This is a genomic window from Paenibacillus lupini (assembly GCF_011761355.1).
Lineage (GTDB): Bacteria > Bacillota > Bacilli > Paenibacillales > Paenibacillaceae > Pristimantibacillus > Pristimantibacillus lupini.
In genome coordinates this window covers 996,697-1,021,923 of the sequence record NZ_JAASRW010000001.1, presented here as the reverse complement: position 1 = coordinate 1,021,923, position 25,227 = coordinate 996,697, and the positions used below count along the sequence as shown (strand labels likewise).

At 42.6% G+C, this 25,227-nt stretch carries 33 protein-coding genes; 4 read left to right on the top strand and 29 right to left on the bottom strand.

Annotated elements, in window-relative coordinates; all coding sequences use genetic code 11:
* Window positions 1-81 precede the first annotated feature (81 nt).
* Complete coding sequence (locus FHS17_RS05110) at window positions 82-441, bottom strand: DoxX family protein (RefSeq protein ID WP_167275730.1); 360 nt, start codon at window positions 439-441, stop codon at window positions 82-84.
* 234 nt (window positions 442-675) lie between these two features.
* On the opposite strand from FHS17_RS05110, the gene FHS17_RS05105 reads away from it, so the two are divergent.
* The gene (locus FHS17_RS05105; protein ID WP_167275726.1) at window positions 676-1,551 is read left to right on the top strand and encodes a sigma-70 family RNA polymerase sigma factor; all 876 of its coding nucleotides are present in this window, start codon (window positions 676-678) and stop codon (window positions 1,549-1,551) included.
* Between the two features lie 75 nt (window positions 1,552-1,626).
* Here the strand turns inward: FHS17_RS05105 and FHS17_RS05100 are convergent, their stop codons facing one another.
* The 11 genes from FHS17_RS05100 to FHS17_RS05050 all read right to left on the bottom strand — a co-directional run bounded on the left by FHS17_RS05100 (window position 1,627) and on the right by FHS17_RS05050 (window position 8,112).
* Window positions 1,627-1,842 (bottom strand): alpha/beta-type small acid-soluble spore protein, encoded by a 216-nt coding sequence (locus FHS17_RS05100; protein WP_167275721.1) that lies wholly within the window; start codon window positions 1,840-1,842, stop codon window positions 1,627-1,629.
* 119 nt (window positions 1,843-1,961) lie between these two features.
* Window positions 1,962-2,441 (bottom strand): GNAT family N-acetyltransferase, encoded by a 480-nt coding sequence (locus tag FHS17_RS05095; RefSeq protein ID WP_167275716.1) that lies wholly within the window; start codon window positions 2,439-2,441, stop codon window positions 1,962-1,964.
* A gap of 54 nt (window positions 2,442-2,495) precedes the next feature.
* Entirely contained in the window at window positions 2,496-3,035 is a 540-nt protein-coding gene (locus FHS17_RS05090; RefSeq protein WP_167275712.1) for an HAD-IIIA family hydrolase, read from the bottom strand.
* 247 nt (window positions 3,036-3,282) lie between these two features.
* Window positions 3,283-3,732 (bottom strand): GNAT family N-acetyltransferase, encoded by a 450-nt coding sequence (locus FHS17_RS05085; protein ID WP_167275707.1) that lies wholly within the window; start codon window positions 3,730-3,732, stop codon window positions 3,283-3,285.
* A 6-nt stretch (window positions 3,733-3,738) separates the two neighbouring features.
* Entirely contained in the window at window positions 3,739-4,566 is an 828-nt protein-coding gene (locus FHS17_RS05080; RefSeq protein ID WP_167275704.1) for an EcsC family protein, read from the bottom strand.
* A 144-nt stretch (window positions 4,567-4,710) separates the two neighbouring features.
* Window positions 4,711-4,899 carry a hypothetical protein gene (locus FHS17_RS05075; RefSeq protein ID WP_167275699.1) on the bottom strand — a complete coding sequence of 63 codons (189 nt, stop codon included), beginning with the start codon at window positions 4,897-4,899 and terminating at the stop codon, window positions 4,711-4,713.
* 14 nt (window positions 4,900-4,913) lie between these two features.
* A complete protein-coding gene (locus tag FHS17_RS05070; RefSeq protein ID WP_167275696.1) occupies window positions 4,914-5,447 on the bottom strand; it encodes a hypothetical protein in 534 nt (177 codons plus the stop codon).
* Entirely contained in the window at window positions 5,444-5,860 is a 417-nt protein-coding gene (locus tag FHS17_RS05065; RefSeq protein WP_167275692.1) for a MerR family transcriptional regulator, read from the bottom strand. Before FHS17_RS05065 ends, FHS17_RS05070 begins: the two co-directional genes overlap by 4 nt.
* Before the next feature lie 158 nt (window positions 5,861-6,018).
* Window positions 6,019-6,801: an SDR family NAD(P)-dependent oxidoreductase gene (locus tag FHS17_RS05060; RefSeq protein WP_167275687.1), complete on the bottom strand. Its 783-nt coding sequence runs from the start codon at window positions 6,799-6,801 to the stop codon at window positions 6,019-6,021.
* Window positions 6,802-6,818: 17 nt separating this feature from the next.
* Window positions 6,819-7,313, bottom strand: a complete 495-nt coding sequence (locus tag FHS17_RS05055; protein ID WP_167275682.1) for a DinB family protein — start codon at window positions 7,311-7,313, stop codon at window positions 6,819-6,821.
* Between the two features lie 178 nt (window positions 7,314-7,491).
* Window positions 7,492-8,112, bottom strand: coding sequence for a DUF402 domain-containing protein (locus FHS17_RS05050; protein ID WP_167275678.1), 621 nt, complete (start codon window positions 8,110-8,112; stop codon window positions 7,492-7,494).
* Window positions 8,113-8,204: 92 nt separating this feature from the next.
* Here FHS17_RS05050 and FHS17_RS05045 point away from each other — a divergent pair, with 92 nt between their 5' ends.
* The gene (locus FHS17_RS05045; protein WP_167275674.1) at window positions 8,205-8,576 is read left to right on the top strand and encodes an iron chaperone; all 372 of its coding nucleotides are present in this window, start codon (window positions 8,205-8,207) and stop codon (window positions 8,574-8,576) included.
* Between the two features lie 37 nt (window positions 8,577-8,613).
* Here FHS17_RS05045 and FHS17_RS05040 read toward each other — a convergent pair whose 3' ends face one another.
* The 4 genes from FHS17_RS05040 to FHS17_RS05025 all read right to left on the bottom strand — a co-directional run bounded on the left by FHS17_RS05040 (window position 8,614) and on the right by FHS17_RS05025 (window position 11,238).
* On the bottom strand, window positions 8,614-9,207 hold the full coding sequence (locus FHS17_RS05040; protein ID WP_167275671.1) for a YdeI/OmpD-associated family protein: 594 nt from the start codon (window positions 9,205-9,207) through the stop codon (window positions 8,614-8,616).
* Between the two features lie 29 nt (window positions 9,208-9,236).
* A complete protein-coding gene (locus tag FHS17_RS05035) occupies window positions 9,237-9,638 on the bottom strand; it encodes an SRPBCC family protein (protein WP_167275668.1) in 402 nt (133 codons plus the stop codon).
* On the bottom strand, window positions 9,635-9,964 hold the full coding sequence (locus FHS17_RS05030) for a metalloregulator ArsR/SmtB family transcription factor (RefSeq protein WP_167275663.1): 330 nt from the start codon (window positions 9,962-9,964) through the stop codon (window positions 9,635-9,637). The genes FHS17_RS05035 and FHS17_RS05030 overlap by 4 nt, the downstream gene beginning before the upstream one ends.
* Before the next feature lie 287 nt (window positions 9,965-10,251).
* Entirely contained in the window at window positions 10,252-11,238 is a 987-nt protein-coding gene (locus FHS17_RS05025) for an SLAC1 anion channel family protein (protein WP_167275660.1), read from the bottom strand.
* Window positions 11,239-11,463: 225 nt separating this feature from the next.
* Between FHS17_RS05025 and FHS17_RS05020 the strand changes: the two genes are divergently transcribed.
* Window positions 11,464-12,567 carry a GerAB/ArcD/ProY family transporter gene (locus FHS17_RS05020; protein ID WP_167275655.1) on the top strand — a complete coding sequence of 368 codons (1,104 nt, stop codon included), beginning with the start codon at window positions 11,464-11,466 and terminating at the stop codon, window positions 12,565-12,567.
* On the opposite strand, the gene FHS17_RS05015 is transcribed toward FHS17_RS05020, so the two are convergent.
* From FHS17_RS05015 to FHS17_RS04960, 12 genes are all read right to left on the bottom strand, one after another.
* On the bottom strand, window positions 12,556-12,786 hold the full coding sequence (locus FHS17_RS05015) for a hypothetical protein (protein WP_167275652.1): 231 nt from the start codon (window positions 12,784-12,786) through the stop codon (window positions 12,556-12,558). The two genes, FHS17_RS05020 and FHS17_RS05015, sit on opposite strands and share 12 nt — an antisense overlap.
* Window positions 12,783-13,949: a Ger(x)C family spore germination protein gene (locus tag FHS17_RS05010; RefSeq protein WP_167275648.1), complete on the bottom strand. Its 1,167-nt coding sequence runs from the start codon at window positions 13,947-13,949 to the stop codon at window positions 12,783-12,785. The genes FHS17_RS05015 and FHS17_RS05010 overlap by 4 nt, the downstream gene beginning before the upstream one ends.
* Before the next feature lies 1 nt (window position 13,950).
* Window positions 13,951-15,489 carry a spore germination protein gene (locus FHS17_RS05005; RefSeq protein ID WP_167275644.1) on the bottom strand — a complete coding sequence of 513 codons (1,539 nt, stop codon included), beginning with the start codon at window positions 15,487-15,489 and terminating at the stop codon, window positions 13,951-13,953.
* Between the two features lie 173 nt (window positions 15,490-15,662).
* Window positions 15,663-15,875: a hypothetical protein gene (locus FHS17_RS05000; RefSeq protein WP_167275642.1), complete on the bottom strand. Its 213-nt coding sequence runs from the start codon at window positions 15,873-15,875 to the stop codon at window positions 15,663-15,665.
* A 105-nt stretch (window positions 15,876-15,980) separates the two neighbouring features.
* On the bottom strand, window positions 15,981-16,904 hold the full coding sequence (locus FHS17_RS04995) for a LysR family transcriptional regulator (protein ID WP_167275639.1): 924 nt from the start codon (window positions 16,902-16,904) through the stop codon (window positions 15,981-15,983).
* Window positions 16,905-16,925: 21 nt separating this feature from the next.
* Window positions 16,926-18,170, bottom strand: coding sequence for an MFS transporter (locus FHS17_RS04990; RefSeq protein WP_167275637.1), 1,245 nt, complete (start codon window positions 18,168-18,170; stop codon window positions 16,926-16,928).
* A 237-nt stretch (window positions 18,171-18,407) separates the two neighbouring features.
* The gene (locus FHS17_RS04985) at window positions 18,408-18,992 is read right to left on the bottom strand and encodes a TetR/AcrR family transcriptional regulator (protein WP_167275633.1); all 585 of its coding nucleotides are present in this window, start codon (window positions 18,990-18,992) and stop codon (window positions 18,408-18,410) included.
* 147 nt (window positions 18,993-19,139) lie between these two features.
* Window positions 19,140-19,703 carry an LptM family lipoprotein gene (locus FHS17_RS04980; protein WP_167275629.1) on the bottom strand — a complete coding sequence of 188 codons (564 nt, stop codon included), beginning with the start codon at window positions 19,701-19,703 and terminating at the stop codon, window positions 19,140-19,142.
* A complete protein-coding gene (locus tag FHS17_RS04975; protein WP_167275625.1) occupies window positions 19,703-21,460 on the bottom strand; it encodes a sensor histidine kinase in 1,758 nt (585 codons plus the stop codon). The genes FHS17_RS04980 and FHS17_RS04975 overlap by 1 nt, the downstream gene beginning before the upstream one ends.
* Window positions 21,457-22,137 carry a response regulator transcription factor gene (locus FHS17_RS04970; RefSeq protein WP_167275621.1) on the bottom strand — a complete coding sequence of 227 codons (681 nt, stop codon included), beginning with the start codon at window positions 22,135-22,137 and terminating at the stop codon, window positions 21,457-21,459. The genes FHS17_RS04975 and FHS17_RS04970 overlap by 4 nt, the downstream gene beginning before the upstream one ends.
* A gap of 251 nt (window positions 22,138-22,388) precedes the next feature.
* Window positions 22,389-23,078 carry a YjjG family noncanonical pyrimidine nucleotidase gene (locus FHS17_RS04965; protein WP_167275617.1) on the bottom strand — a complete coding sequence of 230 codons (690 nt, stop codon included), beginning with the start codon at window positions 23,076-23,078 and terminating at the stop codon, window positions 22,389-22,391.
* Window positions 23,068-23,523, bottom strand: a complete 456-nt coding sequence (locus tag FHS17_RS04960; protein ID WP_167275613.1) for a carboxymuconolactone decarboxylase family protein — start codon at window positions 23,521-23,523, stop codon at window positions 23,068-23,070. Before FHS17_RS04960 ends, FHS17_RS04965 begins: the two co-directional genes overlap by 11 nt.
* A 227-nt stretch (window positions 23,524-23,750) precedes the next feature.
* Between FHS17_RS04960 and FHS17_RS04955 the strand changes: the two genes are divergently transcribed.
* The gene (locus FHS17_RS04955) at window positions 23,751-24,254 is read left to right on the top strand and encodes an RrF2 family transcriptional regulator (protein WP_167275609.1); all 504 of its coding nucleotides are present in this window, start codon (window positions 23,751-23,753) and stop codon (window positions 24,252-24,254) included.
* Window positions 24,255-24,654: 400 nt separating this feature from the next.
* Here FHS17_RS04955 and FHS17_RS04950 read toward each other — a convergent pair whose 3' ends face one another.
* On the bottom strand, window positions 24,655-25,143 hold the full coding sequence (locus FHS17_RS04950) for a DinB family protein (protein WP_167275605.1): 489 nt from the start codon (window positions 25,141-25,143) through the stop codon (window positions 24,655-24,657).
* Between the last annotated feature and the right edge of the window lie 84 nt (window positions 25,144-25,227).

The window sequence follows — 25,227 nt, the reverse complement described above, 5'->3', positions numbered from 1 at the left end:
AACGGTTATAACAAAATTATCCCTTCAAACTAAACGGCAGCCGATCTTTAGACCGGCTGCCGACGTATAATAGAGATTCATTTAAAAAAACAGACCATCCGAATTAATGGCAGTTAGAATGATGATTAACACTGCGAAAACGATAGCTGGAGCCGTTTTATTAATGGGATCTTTAACTCTTAGATGTGCTAAGCACGCTAGTAACATCGTGATTCCAAGCCAAATACCTGCCCATACGATCATCCAATCATACCAGTATCCCATGATGAGTGCAGCAGCTCCGACTAACTGGACAATGCCTGTGACGACTCGGAACCACTGGGGAATTTCAAGATTCTTGAATATATCGACCCAGTATTTAGCCCCTGAAATTTTTGCACCACCTGAAAAGGCATAGTATAAAATCAACAAACTTTGAAGTACAATCGAAAGAATTGTCATTTAGAGTATCCTCCCTTTACTATTATGTTTTATTGCTTCAAAATATTGGTTAGCTTAATCATCTCCTCAGGTTTGATGTTCTTTCCTTGTCACTAACTATGTCGTAAGACAACATGAGAACGTGACAGATACACTGAAATTTATTTTTAAGATATTTCTTTCACAGCTCTTTGTCACGTTTGATCAATTTGATACGACATATAAATATAAAGAACGAAGGAAGGTATGGGATAGATGAACGATCCAAATGGGCTTGTTGAACAATTCGAGAAGCATCGGAATCACCTGCATGCGGTGGCTTACAGAATGCTCGGATCTACAAACGAGGCGGATGATGCGCTTCAGGAGTCATGGATTCGGCTTAGCCGAACCGATAACAGCATGGTAAATAATATGGGGGGATGGCTGACGACTATAGTCTCCAGGGTTTGTCTAGATATGCTGCGCACTCGCAAATCTCGGCGTGAAGAGCTTACACTGGTTGATATGCCTGAGCTGGTGAATAGCCATCAAGACGGCAGCGATCCCGAGCACGAGACATTGTTGGCTGATTCAGTTGGTATTGCAATGCTGATGGTCCTTGGTAACTTAAATCCCGCCGAACGAATTGCATTCGTATTACATGATATTTTTGCCTTATCTTATTCGGAAATCGCACCAATTATCGGGCGTAATGAGATTGCAGCTCGACAGCTTGCGAGCCGTGCACGTCGTCGTATTCAGGGGGCTAAAGCGACAGCTGATTCCGAGGAGTTCAAGCGAAAACGAGAGCTTGTAGATGCTTTTCTGACTGCTTCGCGTTCGGGGGATTTTGAGAAGCTTATTACGGTCTTGGACCCCGATGTTGTTCTCCGTCAGGATCCTGCATTCCCTCCGGTTGCAGCATGGCCAATTGTGCTTGGTGCGGAAGCTGTGGCTAAGGGCTTTGCCGGTCGTGCTCAAGGTGCACGGTTGGTGCTCATAAATGGCTCTGTTGGCGCAGTCGTCGCTCCTCGAGGTAAATTGCTCTTTGTACTCGAAATTAAAATCGAAGAAGGCAAAATTATCGAGATTGAAATGATTGCCGAAAAATCACGAATTCGTCAGCTCGATATAGCGGAATTGGAATAATAAAATTACGATACAAATCAAACAGGCTGCCGTTCATAATGAACGGCAGCCTGTTAATTAATCTATGTTTATTGTTTATTTACGAAAAGTCTGAGCTCCACCCAGGCTTTGTTCGGCAATCTCGACTAAACGCCGAGTAATTGAACCGCCAATCTTCCCTGCATTATACGTTGTTAAATCTCCGTTATAACCATCTTGCGAGAACTGAATACCAAGTTCAGAAGCCACTTCGAATTTCAAACGATCTAATGCCGCGGATGCTTGTGGTACAAGTAACGAATTCTTAGCCATTGATAAGCCCTCCTGGTGTGAAGTGATTTGTGTTGCTGAAATTAATTTCTCCATAATAAACTAAATTATGCAAAAATCTTTCGAGGATAAATTATGGGCTTCCTGCTTACCTAATTAAGTTAGAGCTTTAACAAAGTTACATGTTCATTTTCATTTATTCTCTCACCAGTATCATGGAATCCAAATTCTTCATAAAGCTTTTTAGCAACAATGTTTTCGTGTACATATGGTATCCAACAATATTGAGCACGACCTACTGGATATGTGCGTATATACTCCACAATTTTAGTCATTGCTTCCCTGCCATAACCCCGTTTCTGGTACTGCTCACTAATCATAAATCGCAAAATACAATAATTGTTGTCCGCGATTTTAGGAACTTCATAACCAGTAATGCCATATACAATCATGACAAATCCAACCATTACTTCATCAGCATAAATGGCAAATGGTAGAGGATTTCCTTCATTTGCACTAAGGACATAACAGGAAGCAACACTAGACAGATTAGATGCAACAAACCGAGATTGGTCTTCTGACACCTTTAACAAGAAAACTTCGCGCCGATTTTCCAACGTGATTTTTCGAAGTGAAATCATTCCAACACCTCCTCCAAAATAGATCCCCGACTTCTCCCCTGGTTCAAATCCTCTTTACTCAACCCCTTTTAATAACCATTTCACCGCATCCAACAAATCCTCTGCGATATAATCAGGAGCCGCTTCATTCCATTCTCCAAAAAATTGATTATTATTATATTTGGTGAGATCTTTTTCTCCTGAACCCGTCTTGACTAACACCTTTATACAACCTGCTCTGTTGGCAGCAATCATATCTGTCCACCTGTCACCAATAACAGCGCAGTTTTTCAGCTCTAGGTTATAATCCTGTGAAGCTCTTATAAGCATTCCTGTGGAAGGTTTTCTGCATAAGCAGCCTTCCCCACTCTGATGTGGACATAGGTATATTTGATCAAAACCAAAAGAAGTAAGTTCATCTACGAAATCTTGAGCTTTAACTTCACCTCGAGATATGCCAGGTTGATTCGTAAATGAGAAAACAGGGATCTGAACCTTCTTTAACAACTCCAAAGATGGTTGCGTAAATTGAAAAACTTCAAATTTATCCGGTAAAACAACCTCATCAGAGCCGCCAATCGTACCATCTCTATCAATAAAAACAGCCTGTAACATCTTCTTTTGTCACCGCCAATGCTTTATTTGGAACCACTTCATATTTGATTAGATTAGTTAGTCAAAAAATAAGCTGCCATTCATTCGGCAGCTTATTTCATTTCGGTTAAATATCTTTATTTGTCCTAGTATCGGCACCCAAATAGCTTCCATCCCGGAAACTAGAGATACAATTGTTCCGGATTCAGGTGAATTCCTTCTCGATTTGGTCAGCATCTATCGTAACTATAATCAGCCGTTCATCAGCTCAACCTAGCTGAAGAATATAGCTGTTCTTTTCTGATCGAGTTTGAACTGAAAATCCTATGGACTGATAAAATAAGTGAGCAATAGGATTGTCCGTCTTTAATACAAGCATTTGATAGTGATTTCTTGCATCAGCAATAACGAAATCCATTAACATCCGACCTATTCCAAACCGTCGTACATTTGGCGAAACATACAGCCTTCGAACTCGCCCTATTTCTTGTCTATCAGAGTATGGATCTTGATTCAAACCGCATACTCCTACGATTTTATTACTATTTATAGCGATAAAGAGTGCTTCCCCCTCCTTATCAAATCTGTTTGTTCCATCCTCATATTCGGTTATTAGCCGAGTGAGGTTACGATGTCCCTCACTCCTGCTTTCTTCAACCAGCTGCATTAACGTATTGGGGTCTATTTGATTTACTTTAGTAATTATAAAATCATTCATAAAACTTCAACTCCCCTGTTCGTCTGCCTCGACAGCATTCAATTTCTCGAGAATTCTACGCTTCCGGTACATCATTCTACCTGTTTCAGTGACATCTTGGAGGGTTGAGCGATTCAGATAGGCACCGAACAGAATGCCTGCAATCGGAATCAGTTGAGCTATCTTTTTCCATCCAAAGTTATCCCGGTAAGTAAGCATAACCTCGCGCCAGCCTTGGAGCTGGGACATAACCTGTGCACTTTGCTCATTTGAATGGAACGCAGCAAGATCCTCTAGAATGGCCTTCTTACCTACAATGTCAGAAGAAGAAAACTGCAGGCACTTCACAATAAAGATACGCTCGGATTTTTCTGTAGGGTCATAACCGTAGCTAATCGCAATCTCCTGTAGTGCTTTAATTGAGATGCCGAGTAGGAGTGGAATGTCGATGGCAAGAGTGAAAATGCCTCCTATTCCCGTTGTAGCACCTTGCACAGTCGCCGTGTTGCTGCTTGATTTCGTAATGCTGTTGGCCATCTCATCCATTCGGCTGAGTGGCAGCTGTCCGATCCGATTTAAATCCATCTCAGAATCACGATCTTCATTCGGGAAAAATTTGCGATACATCTGTTCCTTACTAATCAGATAACGTCCGCCACTCTGCACGTAGCTTCCGAGCTCATCCAGCGCTAACCCTATTTTATCCTGAATAAACTTGGGGGTCAGCCGGTCAAGAATAGCAAAAGGCAGCCTGCCGAGTTTTTCCCAGAAAAAAAGATCCTTTTGGTCCTTTTCCCATTGTTCAATAAGTCTTAATTCCAATTTTAAAGTGTTTATGTCTTCTGTTCTTGTCATGATGGATTGACTCCTCGCTAGAATATTTCCTTTAGCCTTACATACTGTAAAAGGTATCAATACGTTTCATAAAATGCTCCATTTTGTCCCTATTGCTGGAAATAAGAAAACCGCCAAAAGGTGGCGGTATGATCGTGGTGTTATTTAGTTATTTCCAATTACCTCATTTGGTACAAGTGAAACAGCCCGTATGATAGCTTCAGGGTGGAGTTGATTCATGATCTGCTTGGCTTCAGCAACATCTTCTGCTTTAACATTTCTATAAAACACTACTCCATTGGTGTCCTGATACTCCACTGAAAAATCAATTTGTTCATTCTCCATATTTGCCACCTGTAAATTCCTCCTTATAAATAATCTACCCGGTACTTTTTCTCAAGATAAGCGTACTCATTATCTGTATGATCGTAAGTTCTAGTTTGAATGATTAAGAACTCAACTGAATTAGACTCTTCTGCAGCATGGGTTCTTAGCTCTTTCACACGTTCAATCACCTGTAGGTCAAGCTCTAAAGTTTCCTCCAGCTCCTCCTCTGAGACGAAGTGAACAGAGATATCCTTATTGAACTGCTTCCATTGGTTCTCGCTATCTTGAAAACGAAAAGTAACAACGATACGAGCCTCATCAAAGTCAACTGCGGTTTGAGTGTATATCTCCAAGAGTATATCTGTATCGTGCGACAAATTTAAAACAATACACCCTGTTTCATTTTCCACATAACCATTCAAATTTGGTGTTCGATGCAGTCCACTCGGGAGCTCAATGCAAACTTCTGCTTTTTCTATAGTCACTAATTCCTCGGATAAAAACTGGATCCACAAATGGTTCATCCCGTCTTCTTGTTCCATTATTGATTTCGCCATCCGCAGATTAAGCATCATTTCTTATCCTCCCTTATAAGCTGGGAAACAGAATCAATGACTTTTTGTTTTAATTCAGCGGAAATTCTGGGACTTAATGTGATTGCGACATCTTCTGTTATAGTAAGAGTTTCGTTCTCCAAGATCCGATTCGGATCATACAGATGCATCTGCTGTCCAATCTTCACTACTTCTTCTATCGAGAGTATCATTAATTTTTCTTGTATAGACGCCAGTGTTTCTCCCGTTCTTGTTAAGGTTATGATGGCTCGAAAAAAGTGAAGGTGCTTTTCCGTGTACGCCCTCTTATTGCCCACTAGCTCCAGATGCGGTACCATTCCAATTTGAGTGTAGTATCTAACCGTTCTCAAATTCATTCGAGGGTCATCCTGTAGAAGAATTTCTGAGATCTGTTTTGCAGTGTAGCCGCTCATGCGATCATCCCTCCATTACAGTTAAGTGTATTGTGTACAGTTTACTGTAACATATAACAATCGTCAACAAGATAAAATGACTTGTCATCCAACAGCAGACGCAAAAAAGATGGCTCCATAATAGAACCATCATTTCTCCCTAATCATATGTACCTCTGCTAAAGAACTGCTGCCTTGCCGCCATCAATATTGACCGATGTACCTGTTACGTAAGAAGCAGCTTCTGATACGAGGAATGTGATGACTTTCGCGGCTTCCACAGTGCGACCGATTCGTCCGAGCGGAATGTCGTGACGTGGATCGGCTGCGAATTCGTCCCAAGTCAGGTGAGGCGCCATTGCCTGCCACATTCGCTCGATCTGATCGCTTCGGATCAGTCCGATGCAAACCGCGTTCACGCGTATACCATCAGGTGCTAGATCCTTGCTCATCGCTTTGGTCAGCGCGAGTCCGGCTGCACGACTGACCGAAGTTGGCAGCGATGAGCCTGAAGGTGTCTTCCCGCCGATCGCTGTGACATTGACTATCGCTCCTCCCCCGTCCTGACGTAAAAACGGTAATGCTGCACGTGTAAAATGAACCGCGCCGAATAGCTTCAAATCCAAATCTGCTGACCACGCAGCAGCATCTACCGCTTCAAACGGCTTTGCTGCCGAAGTGCCTGCGTTGTTCACCAGGATATCAATACCGCCAAATCGCTCTGCAGTCGCCGCTACCGCGCTGTACACCTCTTCTTCAACGGATACGTCCGCCACGATAATGAACGGCTCTATACCAGTCTTCGCCGCGATCCTCTCTGCAGCTTCCTTTAGCGGTCCCTCACTCCTAGCAACAAGAGCTACTTGAGCTCCTTCGGATGCTAGCAGCATAGCCGTCTGGAAGCCGATACCTTTACTGCCGCCCGTAATGATGGCTCGTTTTCCTTTAATCCCTAATTCCATACTATTCAGACACTCCTTTACAGGTGGATTTTTACCGTATCAAATAATCCTCTGCCAATCAAGTTTGCCGTAACCGGCTTTAGTCCGATTTCTCGGGACCAGACAGACAATTGACCGACGTGATGGATCTCATGAGCAATGACATGCCGCATCACTTCACCGTATTTATGGGGTACCCGTTCTCCTTCATCGGTGATATCAATCATTATTTTGTCTTCCAGACTGTCATTCCACTCATAGACAAATGGTGCGAGCTCCTCATGGCAACGCGCGGAAAAATCGATGATTTGCTGTAAGTTGGCCACTTCTTCGAATGGCGGGATTTCAATCGCCTTATCTTGTATGCCGCCGCAGATCCAGCCATATTCCACAGCCACAATATGATACAACGTAGGAAGAATGTATCCTAGGCCGCCGGTGCGTTTCTTGAGCAGCTCTTCCTCATTCACCGTACTACACCAGTCAAACCAATCTTTGCGAACCTGCCAGTTGTACTCGAAAAGTTTCAACATAACTCATTTCTCCTTTCGAACATCGTTATTGGGATTCCTTTCTGTATATTCCACTAGGCTAATAAACTATCCTGCTAGTAAGTAGAGAAGGTGCGCTATATATAAATAAAAAAGTCGCGATAATTCGCGACTTTTGCGTACTGTAAAAGGCTTATTTCCAAATCTCTTCAGCAAAAAGCTATAACTGAGTTCTTTTACCGTATAGCCTTCGTCTCTTGGTAGCATCTATTAATGGCACATCAGATAGTTGTAGGATCTGATGCGGTATTGTATCAGATAAACGGATTAGATCCGTAAATGAACAAACACTCTCCAAATAAGGTTGTAAATTTCCCGATTCAATTAATTCAATTAAGCTCTCGAGCCCTTTTCTTGCACCAATACGCTCGTCATCTGAGAGTAACCCTTGATTAACGACATTTTCAAAATCATCCTCATCAATGACAATATAATTTTGGCCGTCCTGATTGACCAAAATGTCTAATTCCAAATCCAAATTATACAACTCAGTTCCGGTACTAAAGCAAGGAGTACAGATATCACAATTATAGCTCCAATCAATCGGACCACGTTCAGTTATTAACTTACCGCTTTCATCAAGAGTGATGTTAACCTCGAACCATTTATCATAAAAAGAATAATGTCTGAAGATGAAATCGTTGCCTAGGGAATCTTTCATTTTAACATCGTAGACCATGTAATTGTCATCCCACACACGAATATTCTCTCTTGGAATCTGAAATACTCTAACCTCATTGGGTAAATGGAGATTATGAAACGCAATGATTTCTTCAGACATTATTAACCCGCCTTTCTGTTGATAGCCATGTTGTTTGCCCTCAGACATCCTGTTATCATGAAATAAACATTGTCCTTTCAGGAGGGAACAACTTGGTAGAATTTGAAGAGTTTTTAGGAAAGATGGATAACCCGGACCAACGAGCTCGAGCGGAGGAAGTTTTTGATTGGGTAGCTAAGACGTTTCCAACTCTAGTACCCAAAATCGCATGGAATCAGCCTATGTTTACTGATCACGATACCTTTATCATTGGTTTTAGCGTATCTAAGCAGCATTTGGCTGTTGCACCTGAACGGGCAGGAATGATTTTTCTCGCTGATGAAATCGTGAAGTCTGGCTATGACCACACCAACCAGTTGGTTCGTATCCCGTGGAAGAGTCCGGTTGATTACTCCTTATTGAAGAAAATGATTACTTTTAATATGGAAGATAAAGCAGACTGCACTACCTTTTGGCGAAAATAGGAACTCAAACGAAAAAAGGGAGCCGTTTAGCTCCCTTTTAGTCATTTAATCCTTTTCCATCGAGAATTTGCTGCATATACTTTTCAACTCTTGATTCTCGTGTTTTGGATTGTTTCGGTTGTGAGAAATGAAGCAGATATGCTCTTTGACGACCTGGTGTTAAGGATTCGAATGCCGTTTTTAAGCCGTCGACTTCCTCTAATTTAATCTGGAACTCTTCTGGTATCGTATACTCATCATTCTTTTTATACTCTATTTCAAGTCCGGCCTTCTCAACTTCAATAGCATCCTGAATATAAGCTTTCAAGATGTCTTCCATCTCTTCGATTTGCTTGGCACTGGTGAACCGAATCTGGCGCCCTGCCTGCACATTCTCCGTCTGTTGGATTAGGATGCCATTGGGATCTTTCATCAAAACCCCTTTGTGAAACAGAATCGCACAATATTCTTTAAATCCATGAATTAATAAGATGTTTTTATCATTTAACGTATAACAAGGATGCATCCACTTATAATCTTCGGTCAGCTCAAACTCAAGAATGATCGCTCTAAGCTTCTCATATTCTTCTTTCCAAGTCTTAGCCTTACTAAAGAAAGCATCTGCTTTCGTGAACAAGGTTTTATTTATCATAAAGGAGTACTCCCTTTCAGGTGAGGTGGCTAGGCTGCAAGCAGCTTCTCAAGCTGACCGCACCATTGTGTAACGCCATATCTAGCGCCTTCCAGTCCTTGAACATTGGAGAAGCCCGTTTGTTCAAGATGAAGGTTAACCTTCCCGTCACCCAAATCCTGCAGCGACCAGACAACGGTATGCTTTTCAGCACCTGTTGCTGCTGTGTAAGACAACACGCGTTTTGTTTCGTCTACGACCAAGACTTCGCAGTTGATAATGCCATCCCACCACTCGTTTGGCTGAGCACGGAATTGAAAGTGATGTCCAACAGTAGGCTCAAAATCATTTTCCAATACCCATTTGGCAAGCTTGCTTGAATCGGTTAATGCGGACCACAACTTCTCGATCGTTGTTTTGTACTGAAAATCCAATGTTAATTCTAAACTCATAATTCATCCTCCTCGATTAGTTGGTTTAAACGCAGCATATTCATACTCCAGAACTTACTGTAGAAAGCTACCCAATCCTGCACCTCTCGAAGTGGAGTAGCGTTTAACCTAAACAACGTTTCTCTGCCTACTTTGCGGTCAAGTACGAGTCCGGCTTCTTTCAGGATGGTCAAATGCTTAGATACAGCTGTACGCCCCATCTGAAATTGTGCTGTTAATTCATGGAGAGGTAACTCCTCTGTCTGAGCTAACAGTTGAATCAGCCGGCGTCTTGTCGGGTCTGCAATCGCGTCAAACACATCCCGCTCTTGGTTGTTGTCGCTCACAACACCCACTCCTAATTGTGTGAATCTCCCTTAATGGGACACCGTTCGGTGACATTTTTATTATAAGACACCATTTGGTGTCATGTCAATAGCAACTCTTACCGAAATAACATTTAGACATCTATGTAGGATAACGGATGTTATTATACCCTCTTTGAACCTTTAACTAAGCATTGTACTCATTGTATAGAAAAAAAGAGAACCGACAGAAGTCGGATCTCCACTTGATCAGCTTGCTTCACAAGGCTATTTAGTTAAGGCCAGCTTTAGACAATCCGAAAGCAGCATCAGCCTCTCAGCAACTTCCCATTAAATAAATTTTGTAGTGTTCGAACAAAAAGAATGACCAACACGATACTGAGCAAAGCCAACAGGAGTCCAGAAATAGCGATTAACAGCCAGGAATCAACGAAAAGTGCGTATTTCAATGCGGCATTGCTGAGCGCAGCCATCGGGAAGCTTACAGCCCACCAGGAAGCGCTAAACGGGATGGTCTTTTTAAACACTTTGAAGAACAAAACGATAAATAAGAACAATCCGAAGTAAAACAAAATCGATCCGAACGAATCAATTCGCTGCTGGAGGTTTGTAAGCCCAAGGAAACCAACTTCAAACGGTGCAATCATAATCATCATGGAAGGTACTAATCCGGCTGGCAGTGGTGCCTGATGAATCAATCGATATAGGATCAAGGTGAAGAATACTAAAGCTATAATTCCACCTATTGCAAGTGACATCAAATTAATTTCGTGAGCCCAAGGAAAAGGCATTGTCCCGCCAGCAACAGAAATATCAAGGGTACCTACTACCGGAACCAGCAAAGCCGGAACGATGTTTCCGGGCTCATGATTTCCATTCAATAAACGTGCAACAAAAACATAACTAAGTACTAATGTTAATACCGTGCCGATGATCCAAATAACCTGTCCGAATACTTCGTTGTAATGACCAACTACTGAGGATAACAGCAGCATGGCAACCGTAATTGAACCAAAAAAGTTACCCGAAATCGGGTGCATAAATTCATTTTTTACTTTCTCTGGGTATAAGGCCCATTTAAAAATATATCCGACACTTAATACGATAAACATAACAATGGCAACAATACCGCTAATATCGGCAATAACGGTGGAAGTGCCAAATAACTTGTTAGCTTCTCTCCAAGCCAATGAAAGACCTGAGATACCCATTACTGAAGCAAACAGATTAACGGGTAAAAATTGTACAGATCCGAGGCTTCTTTGTTTCTCTATGATAGCCATAGTTTGCTGCATGGACGGACACCTCTCTCCTATCTTTGTTGCGGAGGACTTCCTCCTCTTTGCCATTGTATGAAAATCAAAATGATTGATCAATATGATTATTTCTATCAAAACGATAGATAACAACTATGATAGGAATTTTTCATACGGACAGTGAATAAGGGTCCGAGAACCGTATAAATAGATAGCGGGACGTCAATACTTGGAACACCTTTGCTAGGAAACGGAGAATTCAAGATGCAGGCAGCGATTGAAAAAATATCAGGAAAGCAATTGAGCTTTTTAATATTTACTTTTATCATCTCCACGAACTTATTAACTTCTCCTTCCTTAATGGTCACGTTCGCTAAGCAAGATGCATGGATGTCAGCCCTGCTAGCCTCTCTTACGGGATTCATCAGCATTTGGACGATGATTGTGCTTGCGAATCGATATCCTGGAAAGACGATTATCCAGTATAGCTCGACCATCCTTGGAAAATGGTTCGGGAGATTAGTCGCGGTCAATTATATTTATTATTGGCTTATTTCAATTTCGACAATTACAATGCAGCATACTGGGTTTATTAATACGCTTCTGCTTCCAAAAAGTCCTACCCTCGTTACTAGCCTCACCTTCTTAGTCTTATGTGGTATAGCTGCTTATTTAGGTATCGAAGTCATCGCCAGAAGCAACGAGTTTCTTACGATACTCCTGCTCGCTTTTTTTATTCCGCTTTTAATTCTGACGATTATGGAAGCCAATGCAAATCAAATTAAGCCGATTCTAGCTGAAGGAATAATCCCGGTATTACAAGGGGCTGTTAGTCCAGCAGGCGGATTTATGAATCAGCTCTTTATATTGGGATGGCTTTTGCCCTTTTTGAATCAGCCTAGCAAAGCCCGCAAAGCTTCAATGATTGCACTTGTTGGCATCACTCTTATAACGGTAAGCATTGTCATGCTTACCGTTATGATTTTTGGTCCGATGACAGAGAAATTAACCTATTCCTTTCTAAGCGTTGTCCAATATATCGGAATCGAGGGATCTTTCGAAAGACTGGAGGCCATTGCCGTATCAACGTGGGTGATAGGCTGCTTCGTGAAAGTTTCGGTGTCCGTGTTTATTTTGAGTTTGTGCGTAAGCCAGCTGTTCGGAATTCGGAATTATCGGGATCTTGTACCTCCATTGACCCTGCTATCCCTTATTGGATCTTTCTGGATCTTCAAAAATGGTGCAGAACTGCTTAATTATCTTGCCTTTACATTCCCGCTCTTGGCTTTTATCAACCAAACTCTAATTCCCTTATTGCTTTTGGTGATAGATTCGATAAGAAGAAAACCCGAACGTTCATTGCATTAGCAACTGCTTTCCCGCTGGCTCAAGAAGGACTTGTAGGACATGAACAAAGCTTGGCAGTTTAACCTGCGCTATCAACAAGGAGCCGATTAACAGGGAAATACCTAAAATACCGCCATTCACCATCGCTTCTTTATTTTTTTGCTTACTCAGCATGAATCGTATTCGAAAGATGGACCAAACGACCACAAAGAGTACATAGCCCAATATGTAAGCAATCATTTCTTAATCCCCTCTTCATTTAGCTGTAAAGGTGGACCCACCATCCCAAAGCCCCCGATTGTCAGCGTCACATCAACGGTAACGTCTGCTTCGGCAAAGTTCTGGTCCCACTCATTTCGTATCAATTTCCAATCATTTGGCTTATCTCTGTATAGTTCACGACCTAAACCGATAGCATCAGCTTTGAATTGCTTTTGAAGTTTATTGACTGCAACATGAATTTGTTTCTCTGCCGATTTCTCCAAGGCGTCCTGAACCAGAGTAAGATTCTTCGGCAGACTGACATCCAAATCGGTATTATTTTCGATTAGAGTCCCTTTCCCATGTAAAATGATCTTGAATTGTATGCGATCTCCCTGTAAATCTGTCTTGATCATACGGTTAGCATGAGTAACAACCATTCCGACGTTCCCTTTGCCGTCCACCAATTCGGCATTAATTCTTCCATCCTTCATATGACCCCTTGCCCAATTCAGTCCATCCGTTTCATTACCATCCAATAGACCGACTAACTTTAAATCCTTAAATACGGCCGATCCCCCCAATTTAAATACATTATTTTTGCTTGGATTACTTCCTTCCGAATCCGCTTCAATAACCCCCACTATCGGGTAAATCCCTGGACTCGATGCTGCCATGAAAAAATCTCGCAATGAAGTAGCGATTTCGGTTTGTTGTGATTCCATTTCTTTGACGGCTTCCATTGGTAGCTGATCAAATGGATATCGCGTCTGCAGAACTTTCCTTGCCTCTCCTCCTTTTACAAGCATGATATATGTTTTTAATCGTTGACGTGGATCATGCGAGAATACGTCGAGCAAATCGTTTATCCCTTGCCGCCCCAGCGATTCACCAATCAAAATGACGCTGCGGTGGGCGGTAAACAGTTTACGGGAATTTTTCTTCTGAATTTTCTCAAATGCTTCGTTTGCATTCTTCCCTGTAGCCGATAATACGAAAAACTTTTGCTGCTGTCCTCCCGATCCCCCATTCTGCGAAGAAGAAGGAATAGCAAATTGCAGGGACAACAGATATTTACCATTATCCGTTAAATCGAACGCCGTACCTGTAATAAATGCAAGATCGTTTATTTCCGTACGGTCCCAACAACCGCTGGTCATGAAGATTGAAAGGATCAAGCAGATCCGCAGGAATGGTTTCATGTTAGTTCCCTTCTCTTCCCTCCCGGAATGGACTTGGTTTCTGCCCTGCCTGTTCCCGAACCGAATCAGAATTCCCTGTTGCCAGAGGTCGTGGTCCTCTTGCCCAGATAGGTACGCGAATAAGGATATCCTTAAGACTTGTAACCGTGATGGGGCCAAGCGGTGCTAAATACGGGACCCCAAATGATCGCAATGAGGCAACGTGTAGCACAATGCATAGAAATCCAAGAACTATTCCATAAAGACCAAGTGTTCCCGCCAAAAACAGGATCGGAAAGCGAAGCAGCCGAATTCCGCTCGCAAAGTTATAGCGTGGAATCGCAAACGTGGCAATTCCGGTTATCGATACGATAATAACCACCGGTGCGGATATGATTCCAGCCTGCACGGCAGCCTGCCCTATGACTAATGCCCCTACTATACTGATCGCTTGCCCGATTTGTTTCGGCAGTCGAATTCCCGCCTCCCTCAGCGCTTCAAAGACGATTTCCATAGACAATGCTTCGAACATAGCCGGGAAAGGAACTGCTTCCCTAGAAGAAGCAATACTCAGCACCAGATTTGTCGGAATCATTTCCTGATGGAAGGTTGTAACCGCTACGTATAAGGAAGGAGCGAAGATAGCGATAAAGATGAATAAGAATCGAATCCAGCGCACGAAAGTTGCGATAGGCCAGCGAACATAATAATCTTCGCTCGCTTGAAGTCCGGTCCAAAACGTCATGGGGACCATTAAAACAAATGGACTATTATCAACAAGAATGGCAATTTTCCCTTCTAAGAGCTCGGCGGTAACGACATCTGGCCGTTCCGAACTATGCACTTGTGGAAAAGGAGAATAAGGCAGATCCTCAATGAATTCTTCGATATAACCGGAATCTAGGATTGCATCAATTCGAATCCGTTTTACTCTTTCACGGACCTCATCAATTAGAGTTTCAGTAGCAACACCTGTTATATAAGACAGCACCACTTGTGTTTGTGACAACGAGCCAATCGTAACGGCTTCCATCTTAAGACGTGGTGTTTTGAGTCTTGCGCGAAGCAAGCCTATATTCGTAGAGATATTTTCGATAAACCCATCCCTAGGGCCACGAATGACAGGCTCTGAGGAAGGCTCTTCAAGGCTGCGTTGTTTGACTCCGTTTGCCTTAACCAGAACTGCCTTGTTATCCGTGCCCGTTAGAATGGCAGCATGGCCATCTAACAGCTGACGAACGATTTCATTGACGTTGGATGATTGCTTAGTCGAGCCTGCTGAGATGATCGCATTGTCCAGGATCGGACGCAGAATATGATCGTCGATTAACTCTTCGTTAACGAGAGTGGCAAGATAGATGACAAGCTGCTTCTCTTGTCCATCAAGACAGATTTTACGAAAGTTGATATCGGAACAGTTTTCGAAAATGTCTCGGAAAGTCATCTCGTTTTGATTCAGATCTAAGGTTAACTCAGCATTCTCCTCATTCTCTGCATGAAGTTCTTCTGGTATAGAAGCATTTCCAGGTTCTACACGTATCCATTTCCTAAACCGTTTCACTTGAAATGCCCCCTCCAGCTTGATGGTCGTATTTTCCCAATTTTTGCCCAATATTATACGACTGGTGAGGAGCATCAGACTAAACGGTTGCTCGTTTGAAAAAAAGGAAAAGACCATGAGGAAAGCTGTCTCATGGTCTTGTTATGGTACTTTAATATCTTACACCCTTTTGTTTACCAGCTTATATCGATATCAAGCGGAGGCATCTGAATGAATGATGATTTAAGGCGTGAATGCTTCTTCCCTCTGATCCAAACGCAGTTGTCGTCGTAACCTTCCAATAATCCCCCGCAGGTGTATTTTTCATCGGTTACAACCATTACATATTGGCCGAAGAATAAGGCATTATCAAAGTCAGCATCAAATTGGAGTCTAGTTTGATTCATGTCATCCCACCCTTTCTGCACCGTATGGCCTCATTCTATTAAACTTAGAATGATAGATCAATATCGGTGTTTCTATCGTAATGATAGATGGGATGCACAGTATATTTATTGCTCTTCATGGTCACATTGCTTCAGTTGGTTATCTTGCTTGAGCTCCTTTACATGAGCCCTGAGAGCCTGGATAAAACCTTGCGAAGCCTTCCCCATATATTTGTCACGTAGATATACAATCCCCACTTGTCTGCACAGGGCAGGTCCCTGTATCGGAATATGAACCAAATCATCGAAATGATACATTTCAATAAGGGTTTTCGATAATACAGTGCCCCCGCCACCTGAACGAACAAGCTCGAACAACGAATCAATCGATGACGTTTCGATTAAAGGATCAAGTTTCAAACCGGCGCTCGAGCAAGTCATATCAATTAATTGGCGGCAGCGATGGGTTTCAGGGAACATGACGATCGGTACATGCAGGATCTCGTTAAAATCAATAGCCTTTCGGCTTGCATAAGCATGCTCCTTTGTTGCAACAAAATAAAATCTTTCCTGATAGAGGGGAATGGAATCAATTCGGTCATCCCCAACTGGCAAAATCGTTATAGCCAGATCCAATTCGTTTTGTAAAATTCGCGTTACGATATCTTCAACCCCAAAGACCTTAATCCGTACCTTAGGATATTTGTTGTGAAAATCGAGAAGTATAGAGGAGACTAATTGACTGAGCTCCCCTGGGAGGGCACCAATCGACAAGGTTCCTCGCTCAATCTGCATGAGTTCTTCAATTTGCTCTTTGGCGTTTGATAAATTGCTCAATGCAAGTTTACTTTGGTTATACAAAATCTTACCGGCTTCGGTAATTGCGATTTTTTTCCCGATACGGTCAAATAACTGGACGCCAAGCTCATCTTCAAGCGTTTTGATTTGATGGCTTAAGGAAGGCTGGGTAATGCCCAGCTTGACAGAGGCTCTTGTAAAATGTAACTCTTCGCATGTTGCTATAAAGCACTCTAATTGTCTTAACTCCATTTGATCGACCCTTCCATATGCTTACTCCTGATTATTCTTCCACATTGTAGGGGATTCAAAACGATTGATCAATATGCTTGGCTGCGCCTCTTTACCTTTTCTTAAGGTAAACAACAGCGTAAGAATGGAAAGTATGCCAATGATCACAGCCATTAACCAGATCGCGGAGCTAAAGCCAAGTGCGTTCGATGCAACTCCCCCACCATAAGCACTTGAACCTTGGAAGAAATAGGCGGCGACTAATACGGCTGACAAAAACTGAACGCGATTCTGAACAGGTGAATTGATTACGGCAAGCCCAATTGCTCCAGAGGCTGAGAATCCGTATGCAAGTCCGCCAAGAATAGATGAACTCATAAATAACACGAATGAATGGGATTCCGCCGCAGAAATAAGCAGAACCATTGCAACGGCAATCGATGCCATCCCTATACGAATCGAAGTTACAGGTTTTAATCGTCCTGCAATGGTTGCACTAACCGATGCTAGCAAATAGGAAATGGACAATACCGTTCCGATAACAAGAATGTCCTGTGTACCAATGACATCACGAGCAATTTGTGCTCCTAACGATAACAACACTGCCCCATTTGCAAAGCCAGTGCCGATTGCCAAGGCAGCCAAAAGGTAAACTCCCCAAAGCCCTTTCGGTACTTTAACACCTTGCATTTTAAAGGCAGGTTTTATTACAGATTGCGTAGTTGCTCCCTTAGGAAGGAATAAGCAAAGAATGATGCTGACAAGTACAAGAACAGCTAATACCCAATAGCTGAAATACAGCGGCGAAGGAGCATATTTAATGAGTGCCGCTCCAACAATTGTTGCAAGAAACAGACCGACTGCCTGCGTTATGGTGTTAATGGATCCCGGCAGTTTTTTGTTGGGCGAAGGATTGTACTCCACAAGCGCAGCTGCTCCTGATCCAACTGTTAGCCCGACACCAAAGCCTTGAAATACTCGGCCGGCAAACAGCCAAGCTACATTTTGAGCGGTTGCGAAGACCACTGCCCCAATTAGTAAAAAAGTGAGTCCGGTGATTAAGGTATTCCTGCGTCCAATGTATTCTGAAATATTCCCTAATAAGAACAGGACTAAGATAAGGACGATTGGGTAAATCGAGAATACGCCTGTCGTTACAGCTTTAGAAAGATGCCACTGTAAGGCGTAGATAGGAAACTCAATTGACGGCGCTGTACTGGACCACAAGCTAATGGTTAGTACCCATGCGACAATCCAGAAGGATGTCTTCGAAGATATAGTTTTCATAAAATGCCCTCTCTCCGTTGTGTTTATTTTGATCAGTGCTAAAAATAATATTTAAGAATAATCATTCTTTAATATCCAAAAAAAATTGTCATTGGCTTACCGACAACATATGTCAAGGACAGTCAATAAACGAGTTTTTTTAAAGAATGTTCATTCTTAAAATAACAGACAGACATGATTTCCACATGTCTTACTATATGAATTTAAGAACGATTAGTCAACTATCATTTTTGCGAATTAGACAAGGGCTGAATGCGCTACCTTAGCAACATCCTCCAACACTTTACGATCCGTAGCGATTTTCGCAAGCACATAAAGCCCGTTTCTTGTATTTAAGAGAAATCTGGCTGCCTCTTGCACGGTGTGCTTTGTTTTCAATTCGCCATGCTGCTTAGCACGCATCAGAAATTTTTGAAAGTTCAATTCCATTTCCAAGGTATACGCCTCAATACGAAATGAAACAACGGGATCGACTTTCCCCATCTCCATAGCCGTGTTCGCAATTAGACAGCCTCGCCGTCCGTTGTCATCGCTCATCGCGATATCGATTAATCTCTCAAAATAGCGCCATAATACCTCTTTAGCAGGTCCATCCTCTTCAAGTATTGTATGTGCACGGGTCTTGGTTGTATCCCGGAACCTATCCAAGCAATTCAGAAACAGTTGATTCTTATCACCAAACGTATCGTACAAGCTGCCTCTGTGAACTCCGGTATGTTCGACCAAATCTTGTATCGAGGTACGTTCAAACCCTTTCTGCCAGAACAGCTCCATTGCTTTCTGCAGGACAGCATCTTGATCAAATGTTCTTGGTCTAGCCATATCTCATACCTCCCTTTCCTCCATCATAGACGTTTAAGAACGATCAGTAAAGTATTTATGTATTCTGATTTCTTCGTGATTCGATTGAATACGGATTAAAGCCGCGAAGACTAATTCGCGGCTTTCTAGTGTGAAACAGTTGCTATCTTATTTCAAAGTGATGTTTTTCTTCCAAGTGAGCTCTTTACCTTGGTCATTAACGAATGTGAACCCGACCTCACCTTTCTCGCCTTTCATTTCATCGGGATAGAAGAAGCCCATAAACTGACCGTCACCGCTGATGTAAAACCCATTTCCACCACTACCGCCATGCTCGATCGCTTCCTGCGTGGTGTTGACGATATTGTTTTTCTCGGATTTCCAATACATTTTAGATAACATGTAGCCTTCCGGGATTTTATTAACGACAAAGTCGAAGCTGTTCCCCTCGATTGGTTTTTCCGTTTGGTCAATAATGATGAGAATCTCTTCTGAGCTATCTGCCGCTGCATCATCTGATGCTGTAGCGTCCGGAGTTGTAGTAGGTTGTTCGGAGGCTGGCTGATCGGTTGGAGCGTCCGATTCCTGTGCATTTCCAGTGTTATTGCTTGCCTGATTCGTCGCAGGTGCTTCCGTATTGTTCGGGGCCCCCACATCCCCTTTATTACCGCATGCGCTGATGACAGCCAGAATAATTAAAGCGGAAACCAGATAACTTATTGTTTTTTTCATTATACAAACTCTCCTTTGTTTTCTTGTAAGGTGAATGAAAACGCGACGCCTTTTTCTGTATTCGTCACATCATATTCACTTCCGTGGAGCTCTAAAATATGTTTAACAATCGCAAGCCCTAATCCAGTACCACCAGATTTACGGTCCCTTGAGCGCTCTGCCCGGTAGAACTGATCCCATAATCGATTCAGATCTTCCTCCGCAATGGGAGGCCCGGCGTTCTCAACTACGGTCGTGATTGTACCGTCTACTGAGCGTTGTATATCTACTGTAATGATACTGTCTTCCTCTGCGTGCCGAATAGCGTTACTCAGCAAATTGAGTACAACCTGCTCAATTCGCCTGCGATCTGCCTCTACGAATAGCTCTTGTTCTCTGTTCTGCTGTATCCTCATCCGCAGACGTTTGTGCTCAAGCTGCTGCGTGAACGAGTCGGCAACTTCCCGTATCAGATCTGTAAGGGAGAAGCTGACTATTTGCAGATAGACTGCCTTCACCTCGAATTTGGACAGCTCCAGCATATCCATGATGAGGGCGTTCATCCGGTCCGTCTCATTGACAATTAAGGCCAGGTAACGTTCTTTCTTATCGCCTGCCACCCCGTCTTGGAGCCCTTCTGCAAATCCCTTCACAATACCAAGTGGTGTTTTCAGCTCATGAGAAATGTTCGCGACAAGCTCTTTGCGAAGCTGTTCGGACCGCTGTTTCTCCCGTACATCCTCCTGAAGCTGCTCATTTGCAAGCTGGAGTTCCTTCAGCGCTGAATCCAGGTTTCGTGATAATAAGATCATGCTTCGGGACAACTCGCCGAATTCATCCTTCGAGCGAATCTCAGGCTGCTCGGTGAAATCCAGCTTTGCAAGTCGTGCGGCTGAGCGGCTGAGCGTCACTAGTGGTCGTGAGACAATTCTAGAATAAACCAGCGACAGAGCGAGAATGAGCGCCAGGATTACCGGTGCCAAATAAATGACATACTTTTTCAAAATGTCTACCGCTTCTCCAACGGGTTGGAGCGAAGCCATAACGAACATATAATGTCCATCTTCTGCTCCTCGATCAAGAGATCTGACCAATACAGCGTATTCAACGCCGCTCCATGGATCCTTCCATTCGCTCTGTACGGTCACTCCCTCCCGCAAGCGGGACAGATGCGATTCTGCCTTAGCTATCCATTCCTGGAGTGCTTCGTCTACAAGCGCATCCTGATAAAGAGGGTTGAAAGATCGCTGCTCCGGCAGCATGTAATCGGTCACCGTTCCATTCAAACGTATCAAGCCGTCTTCAAGGGGAGCGGTGTCGTCCGACCAAAAAGCAATCGGGTGCAGGACAGTGTCCTTTTCGTCCATGAATATGCCGTCAACGATCAGTTTATCGCCTACTGCTATCCCTCTCGGGATTGTGTTGATTGTTGTTCCGTCTGTCGGGATGGGTGCAATAACAATCCCTTCATTCGTCTGCATCTTCACATAGTAAGGATTAATGTTAGCGCGAACGAAGCTTTTGTTTAACACGGCGGTGCTGGTATCATTCCGATTCATGAACGACCCAAGCAGCTTTGAGAGCTCGTGTTCATTTGTTTCAACTTCCTTATATTGCTCCGTGAACTTGCTCATAGCTGACTCGAGTGAATCAATTCGTGACATTCGGTAGAACCGGTCAAAGAACAGTCCTTCTGCCAGCATGACCAGAGAAAAAATGAATAAAATCAGAACGGACGTGACGACGAACAGCTTGAGTACGACACCATGTCTTCTCATGCTTCGGATTCGAACTTGTAGCCCGAACGGATGACGGTAGCAATCAGCCTGCCGGCGTCTCCGAGCTTAGCTCTTAATTTTTTGATATGAGTATCGACCGTTCGTTCGTCTCCCAAGTAATCGTATCCCCAAACCGCGTTCAATATATATTCACGTGCTAACACCTTGCCGTAATGCTTGATCAGGAATAGAAGCAGGTCGTACTCCTTCGGCGACAGATTGACCAGCTGACCTGCCACCGTCACCGTATGTGCCTCTCGATTCACTGACAACTCGCCGTAAAGAAGCGTTTCAGCTTCCCGCCCGACAGTTCCCTCCGTCCTCTTCATTAAGGCGGTTGCACGGGCAACAAGCACCCTCGGACTTAGCGGCTTCGTCACGTATTCATCTGCACCAAGCTCGAAGCCCATCAATTGATCCTCATCTTCAGACCTTGCTGTAATCATGATGATCGGAACGTCGGATTTTTCTCTAATACGTCTGCACACCGACCATCCGTCCATTTCCGGCATCATGATATCTAGGACAACCAAATCGACGGAAAGCTGTTCGAACAAGTCGAGAGCAACTCTGCCGTTCTCCGCCTCATGTACATCCCATTGCTCTTTTTTGAAATAATCCGTTATAAATTCCCTCATTAAGCTATCATCTTCAACCAATAAAATGCTTCGCTTCATATTGTACTCTCCGCCTTTGTCCGGATTTGAACCCATTAAATCCGAGACCGGAATTGATTTAACGTTATTCTATTTCATCTTTACCCGAAATACGGCTTTTTTATCATGTGACTGCACCTCCATTTGTTCTACAAGTCGAAGTATAGGAGGTTCTTGTGTCCTTCGTGTGTATTTGAGATGGCATTTTGCGTCAAAGCTGATTTGATCTTATAAACAAAAAACCGCGCAGCAGCGCGGTTCTGTTCGATGTATCATTTCACAGATGCCAAGAGGTCATATATTTCCCCTAAGGTTGTGATCGTATAGGTACTGCGAATATCTGTAGAGTTATGACGGGAATGGTTAATCCAACAGGTATCAATGCCAGAGAGGATACCGCCCTTAATGTCGGTATTTAATGAATCTCCGATAATAAGGGCTTCCTGTTTATTGAAGTCAGTAATGTGATTCATCACGTAATCGAAAAATTTGGTTGAAGGCTTTTGAAATCCAATGCTTTGCGAATCAAAAATATCTTCAAAAAAATCATATAAGCCTGACTGCTTCAAACGCTTTATCTGAGTTTGGGTTATACCATTCGTGACAACAAACAGTCTATGGGTGGCAGATAAGCTTTGACAGAGTTCCAAAGCGCCTTCCATCAGCTGACTTCCATTACCCAATAGTTCACGATATTGATTTTCCCATTCCGTGCCATCCACTACTTTTCCTAACCTCAACATTGTATCTGAAAATCTTGAGTTTAGCACAACATCTAACCCAATTTTCCCATTCTCATAATCAGCCCAAAGTTGTTTGTTGACGGCATTATATACTTGAAATAGTTCATCAGTGAACGTATATCCGTGCTGCTGAAACAATTTCGTTAATGAATCGGTTTCATTAGCAGCAAAATCCAACAACGTATCATCTACATCGAATAATAGGATTTTATAGCTCATTTTTCTCTTCTGCAGGGAACATCCCCGTGGAGATGGCGATTCGATTCCACGCATTAATCGTATTGATGGCCATGATGATTGCTACATACTCTGCCTCATCTACATGTGCCCGAACTCTTTCGTACAAATCTTGCGGCACACCTTGTTCCGAGATCCGTGTTACGGCTTCTGTAAGCTCAAGCACAACTCTTTCTTTATCCGTATAAAAAGGAGCTTCACGCCATGCGCTTAGCAAATAAATTCGCTGCTCTTTCTCCCCCATTTTCCGCGAATCGCGTGTATGCATGTCCAGACAAAAAGCACATCCGTTAATTTGGGAGGCTCTTATCTTGATTAGTTCATACAACTTCTCGTCTAACCCCGTTGTCTTAATGAAACCTTCCAGCTTCAGCATCACTTGCATTGCACCTGGGCTTACACTCAAATGATTTAATCTTACCTTCATTGTAATCTCCTCCGTGTACTATAAATTTAATCTTATCTAAACACTAAACATGGATAATCTTAATCGTCGATTAAACTTGTCTACAATATAGCCCTTTGAATGAAAGCTGTCAACCAAAAATCATGGATCATTTAGCTGAATTTACCCAAATCCCCTTATTTGACAAGGGGTTTAAATCCACCTAAGATGATTGATAACAACTTTTGTATTTAGAAAGCAGGTGTTGCATGCAGTATAGTATTGGCGTTGAATATGGACTGCATTGCTTGGTATATTTGATTGATATTCCTCCTGATGCTACGATTGGGATTAAAGAACTCTCCGCTTTTCAGGGTGTTTCGGAGACTTATCTTTCGAAGATTTTTAGTAAATTAACAAAAGCAGGTATTGTCATTTCTGTCCCTGGTGTTAAAGGAGGCTATAAATTAGCCAAGTCACCTGAGGATATTTCTTTTTGGGATGTAGTTGAAGCTGTTGAAGGTGCTAAACCCATTTTCCTATGTAAAAACATTAAAAATAACAGCTATTTATGCCGTGATGAGGAGTATGCAGCATACTCTCTAGCTTCTCCCTGTGTGATAAACCAAGCAATGCTCGAAGCTGAGGATAGTATGCGCAATGTACTGCGTAACAAGTCACTTACATGGTTGAATGAGGAGCTTGATCGAGTGTTAACCCCTCAATCTCGCAAAGAAACTCGTGAATATTTTGCTAATAGCAATAATGCTTAAATTAAAAACAAGCAGTTGATCCGTTGCGATCAGCTGCTTGTTTGTGTCATTTAACTATTTATTAGGGCATAGCTGTGAAATGATTATTTGTTAAGTTATTTACCCATTCATAAGTGAAAAAGCCCGTTAGAATAATAGCTGAAATACATGCTGTAATCTTATTGACCTTTGGAACCAATCTAATCAGCATATAAGCAATGATAAAACATAATGATATTCCTGTCAGAAATAAGAGTAATGGCACCAACATGAAAGTATTCCTCCTACTAAGATTACTCCTATGAGTGCTACGAGCGAGATCATATATACTTTTTTCATTCGCCCTATTGCTTCCCTATTTCTTACAACTAATAGACGGAAAAAGAGAGAAATAGTTGCGCATTTGTTGTCCAGAAAAAAATCACACTTGATTGAGCAACGCTAATATCTGACCTTTATGATGATTGTCGTGTTCGATAAATTCGTGGATGATATACAGAAGCGAATATGGAGTATCTGCGCTAGGGGAATTGCTCATTCCGTTTACGGTAATGTACTTAGTAGTAATATCCGTCTCAGCCAGCAAGATCTCAACTAGCTGATGACGGGTTTGCCGAAATTCATTAAGCAGATTATCCTTTGAAATTCCCGACCTTGCATATTCATATGCGATTTCATTAAATGAATCAAAGTCTGGGAAAAACACAGCCTCTCCCCTTTTAATAGCTGGGATGACTGTTGTTATGAGATAACTGTCCCAACCTTTAAGATGAGAAATGATCTCTCCTATGGTTGCTTTCCCTTTAGCAATGGGTTGCAGCCATAAGCTTATCTGTACATCATGTAAGATATCTGTCCAGCTTGTAAATTCTTTGTACTGAAGAAGCGTTTCATCACTCAAGCTAATCATTCGATAACCTCCTAATTAAATCATCCTCATCCATAATAGAACATATGTTCCCTCATGTAAATATGAGCATTTATTTGAACCTGT

Coding starts and splice junctions, on each gene's coding strand:
- FHS17_RS05110 (WP_167275730.1), bottom strand. CDS start 441: ATGACAATTCTTTCGATTGTACTTCAAAGTTTGTTGATTTTATACTAT.
- FHS17_RS05105 (WP_167275726.1), top strand. CDS start 676: ATGAACGATCCAAATGGGCTTGTTGAACAATTCGAGAAGCATCGGAAT.
- FHS17_RS05100 (WP_167275721.1), bottom strand. CDS start 1,842: ATGGCTAAGAATTCGTTACTTGTACCACAAGCATCCGCGGCATTAGAT.
- FHS17_RS05095 (WP_167275716.1), bottom strand. CDS start 2,441: ATGATTTCACTTCGAAAAATCACGTTGGAAAATCGGCGCGAAGTTTTC.
- FHS17_RS05090 (WP_167275712.1), bottom strand. CDS start 3,035: ATGTTACAGGCTGTTTTTATTGATAGAGATGGTACGATTGGCGGCTCT.
- FHS17_RS05085 (WP_167275707.1), bottom strand. CDS start 3,732: ATGAATGATTTTATAATTACTAAAGTAAATCAAATAGACCCCAATACG.
- FHS17_RS05080 (WP_167275704.1), bottom strand. CDS start 4,566: ATGACAAGAACAGAAGACATAAACACTTTAAAATTGGAATTAAGACTT.
- FHS17_RS05070 (WP_167275696.1), bottom strand. CDS start 5,447: ATGATGCTTAATCTGCGGATGGCGAAATCAATAATGGAACAAGAAGAC.
- FHS17_RS05065 (WP_167275692.1), bottom strand. CDS start 5,860: ATGAGCGGCTACACTGCAAAACAGATCTCAGAAATTCTTCTACAGGAT.
- FHS17_RS05060 (WP_167275687.1), bottom strand. CDS start 6,801: ATGGAATTAGGGATTAAAGGAAAACGAGCCATCATTACGGGCGGCAGT.
- FHS17_RS05055 (WP_167275682.1), bottom strand. CDS start 7,313: ATGTTGAAACTTTTCGAGTACAACTGGCAGGTTCGCAAAGATTGGTTT.
- FHS17_RS05050 (WP_167275678.1), bottom strand. CDS start 8,112: ATGTCTGAAGAAATCATTGCGTTTCATAATCTCCATTTACCCAATGAG.
- FHS17_RS05040 (WP_167275671.1), bottom strand. CDS start 9,207: ATGATAAATAAAACCTTGTTCACGAAAGCAGATGCTTTCTTTAGTAAG.
- FHS17_RS05035 (WP_167275668.1), bottom strand. CDS start 9,638: ATGAGTTTAGAATTAACATTGGATTTTCAGTACAAAACAACGATCGAG.
- FHS17_RS05025 (WP_167275660.1), bottom strand. CDS start 11,238: ATGCAGCAAACTATGGCTATCATAGAGAAACAAAGAAGCCTCGGATCT.
- FHS17_RS05020 (WP_167275655.1), top strand. CDS start 11,464: ATGCAGGCAGCGATTGAAAAAATATCAGGAAAGCAATTGAGCTTTTTA.
- FHS17_RS05015 (WP_167275652.1), bottom strand. CDS start 12,786: ATGATTGCTTACATATTGGGCTATGTACTCTTTGTGGTCGTTTGGTCC.
- FHS17_RS05010 (WP_167275648.1), bottom strand. CDS start 13,949: ATGAAACCATTCCTGCGGATCTGCTTGATCCTTTCAATCTTCATGACC.
- FHS17_RS05000 (WP_167275642.1), bottom strand. CDS start 15,875: ATGAATCAAACTAGACTCCAATTTGATGCTGACTTTGATAATGCCTTA.
- FHS17_RS04995 (WP_167275639.1), bottom strand. CDS start 16,904: ATGGAGTTAAGACAATTAGAGTGCTTTATAGCAACATGCGAAGAGTTA.
- FHS17_RS04990 (WP_167275637.1), bottom strand. CDS start 18,170: ATGAAAACTATATCTTCGAAGACATCCTTCTGGATTGTCGCATGGGTA.
- FHS17_RS04985 (WP_167275633.1), bottom strand. CDS start 18,992: ATGGCTAGACCAAGAACATTTGATCAAGATGCTGTCCTGCAGAAAGCA.
- FHS17_RS04980 (WP_167275629.1), bottom strand. CDS start 19,703: ATGAAAAAAACAATAAGTTATCTGGTTTCCGCTTTAATTATTCTGGCT.
- FHS17_RS04975 (WP_167275625.1), bottom strand. CDS start 21,460: ATGAGAAGACATGGTGTCGTACTCAAGCTGTTCGTCGTCACGTCCGTT.
- FHS17_RS04970 (WP_167275621.1), bottom strand. CDS start 22,137: ATGAAGCGAAGCATTTTATTGGTTGAAGATGATAGCTTAATGAGGGAA.
- FHS17_RS04965 (WP_167275617.1), bottom strand. CDS start 23,078: ATGAGCTATAAAATCCTATTATTCGATGTAGATGATACGTTGTTGGAT.
- FHS17_RS04960 (WP_167275613.1), bottom strand. CDS start 23,523: ATGAAGGTAAGATTAAATCATTTGAGTGTAAGCCCAGGTGCAATGCAA.
- FHS17_RS04955 (WP_167275609.1), top strand. CDS start 23,751: ATGCAGTATAGTATTGGCGTTGAATATGGACTGCATTGCTTGGTATAT.
- FHS17_RS04950 (WP_167275605.1), bottom strand. CDS start 25,143: ATGATTAGCTTGAGTGATGAAACGCTTCTTCAGTACAAAGAATTTACA.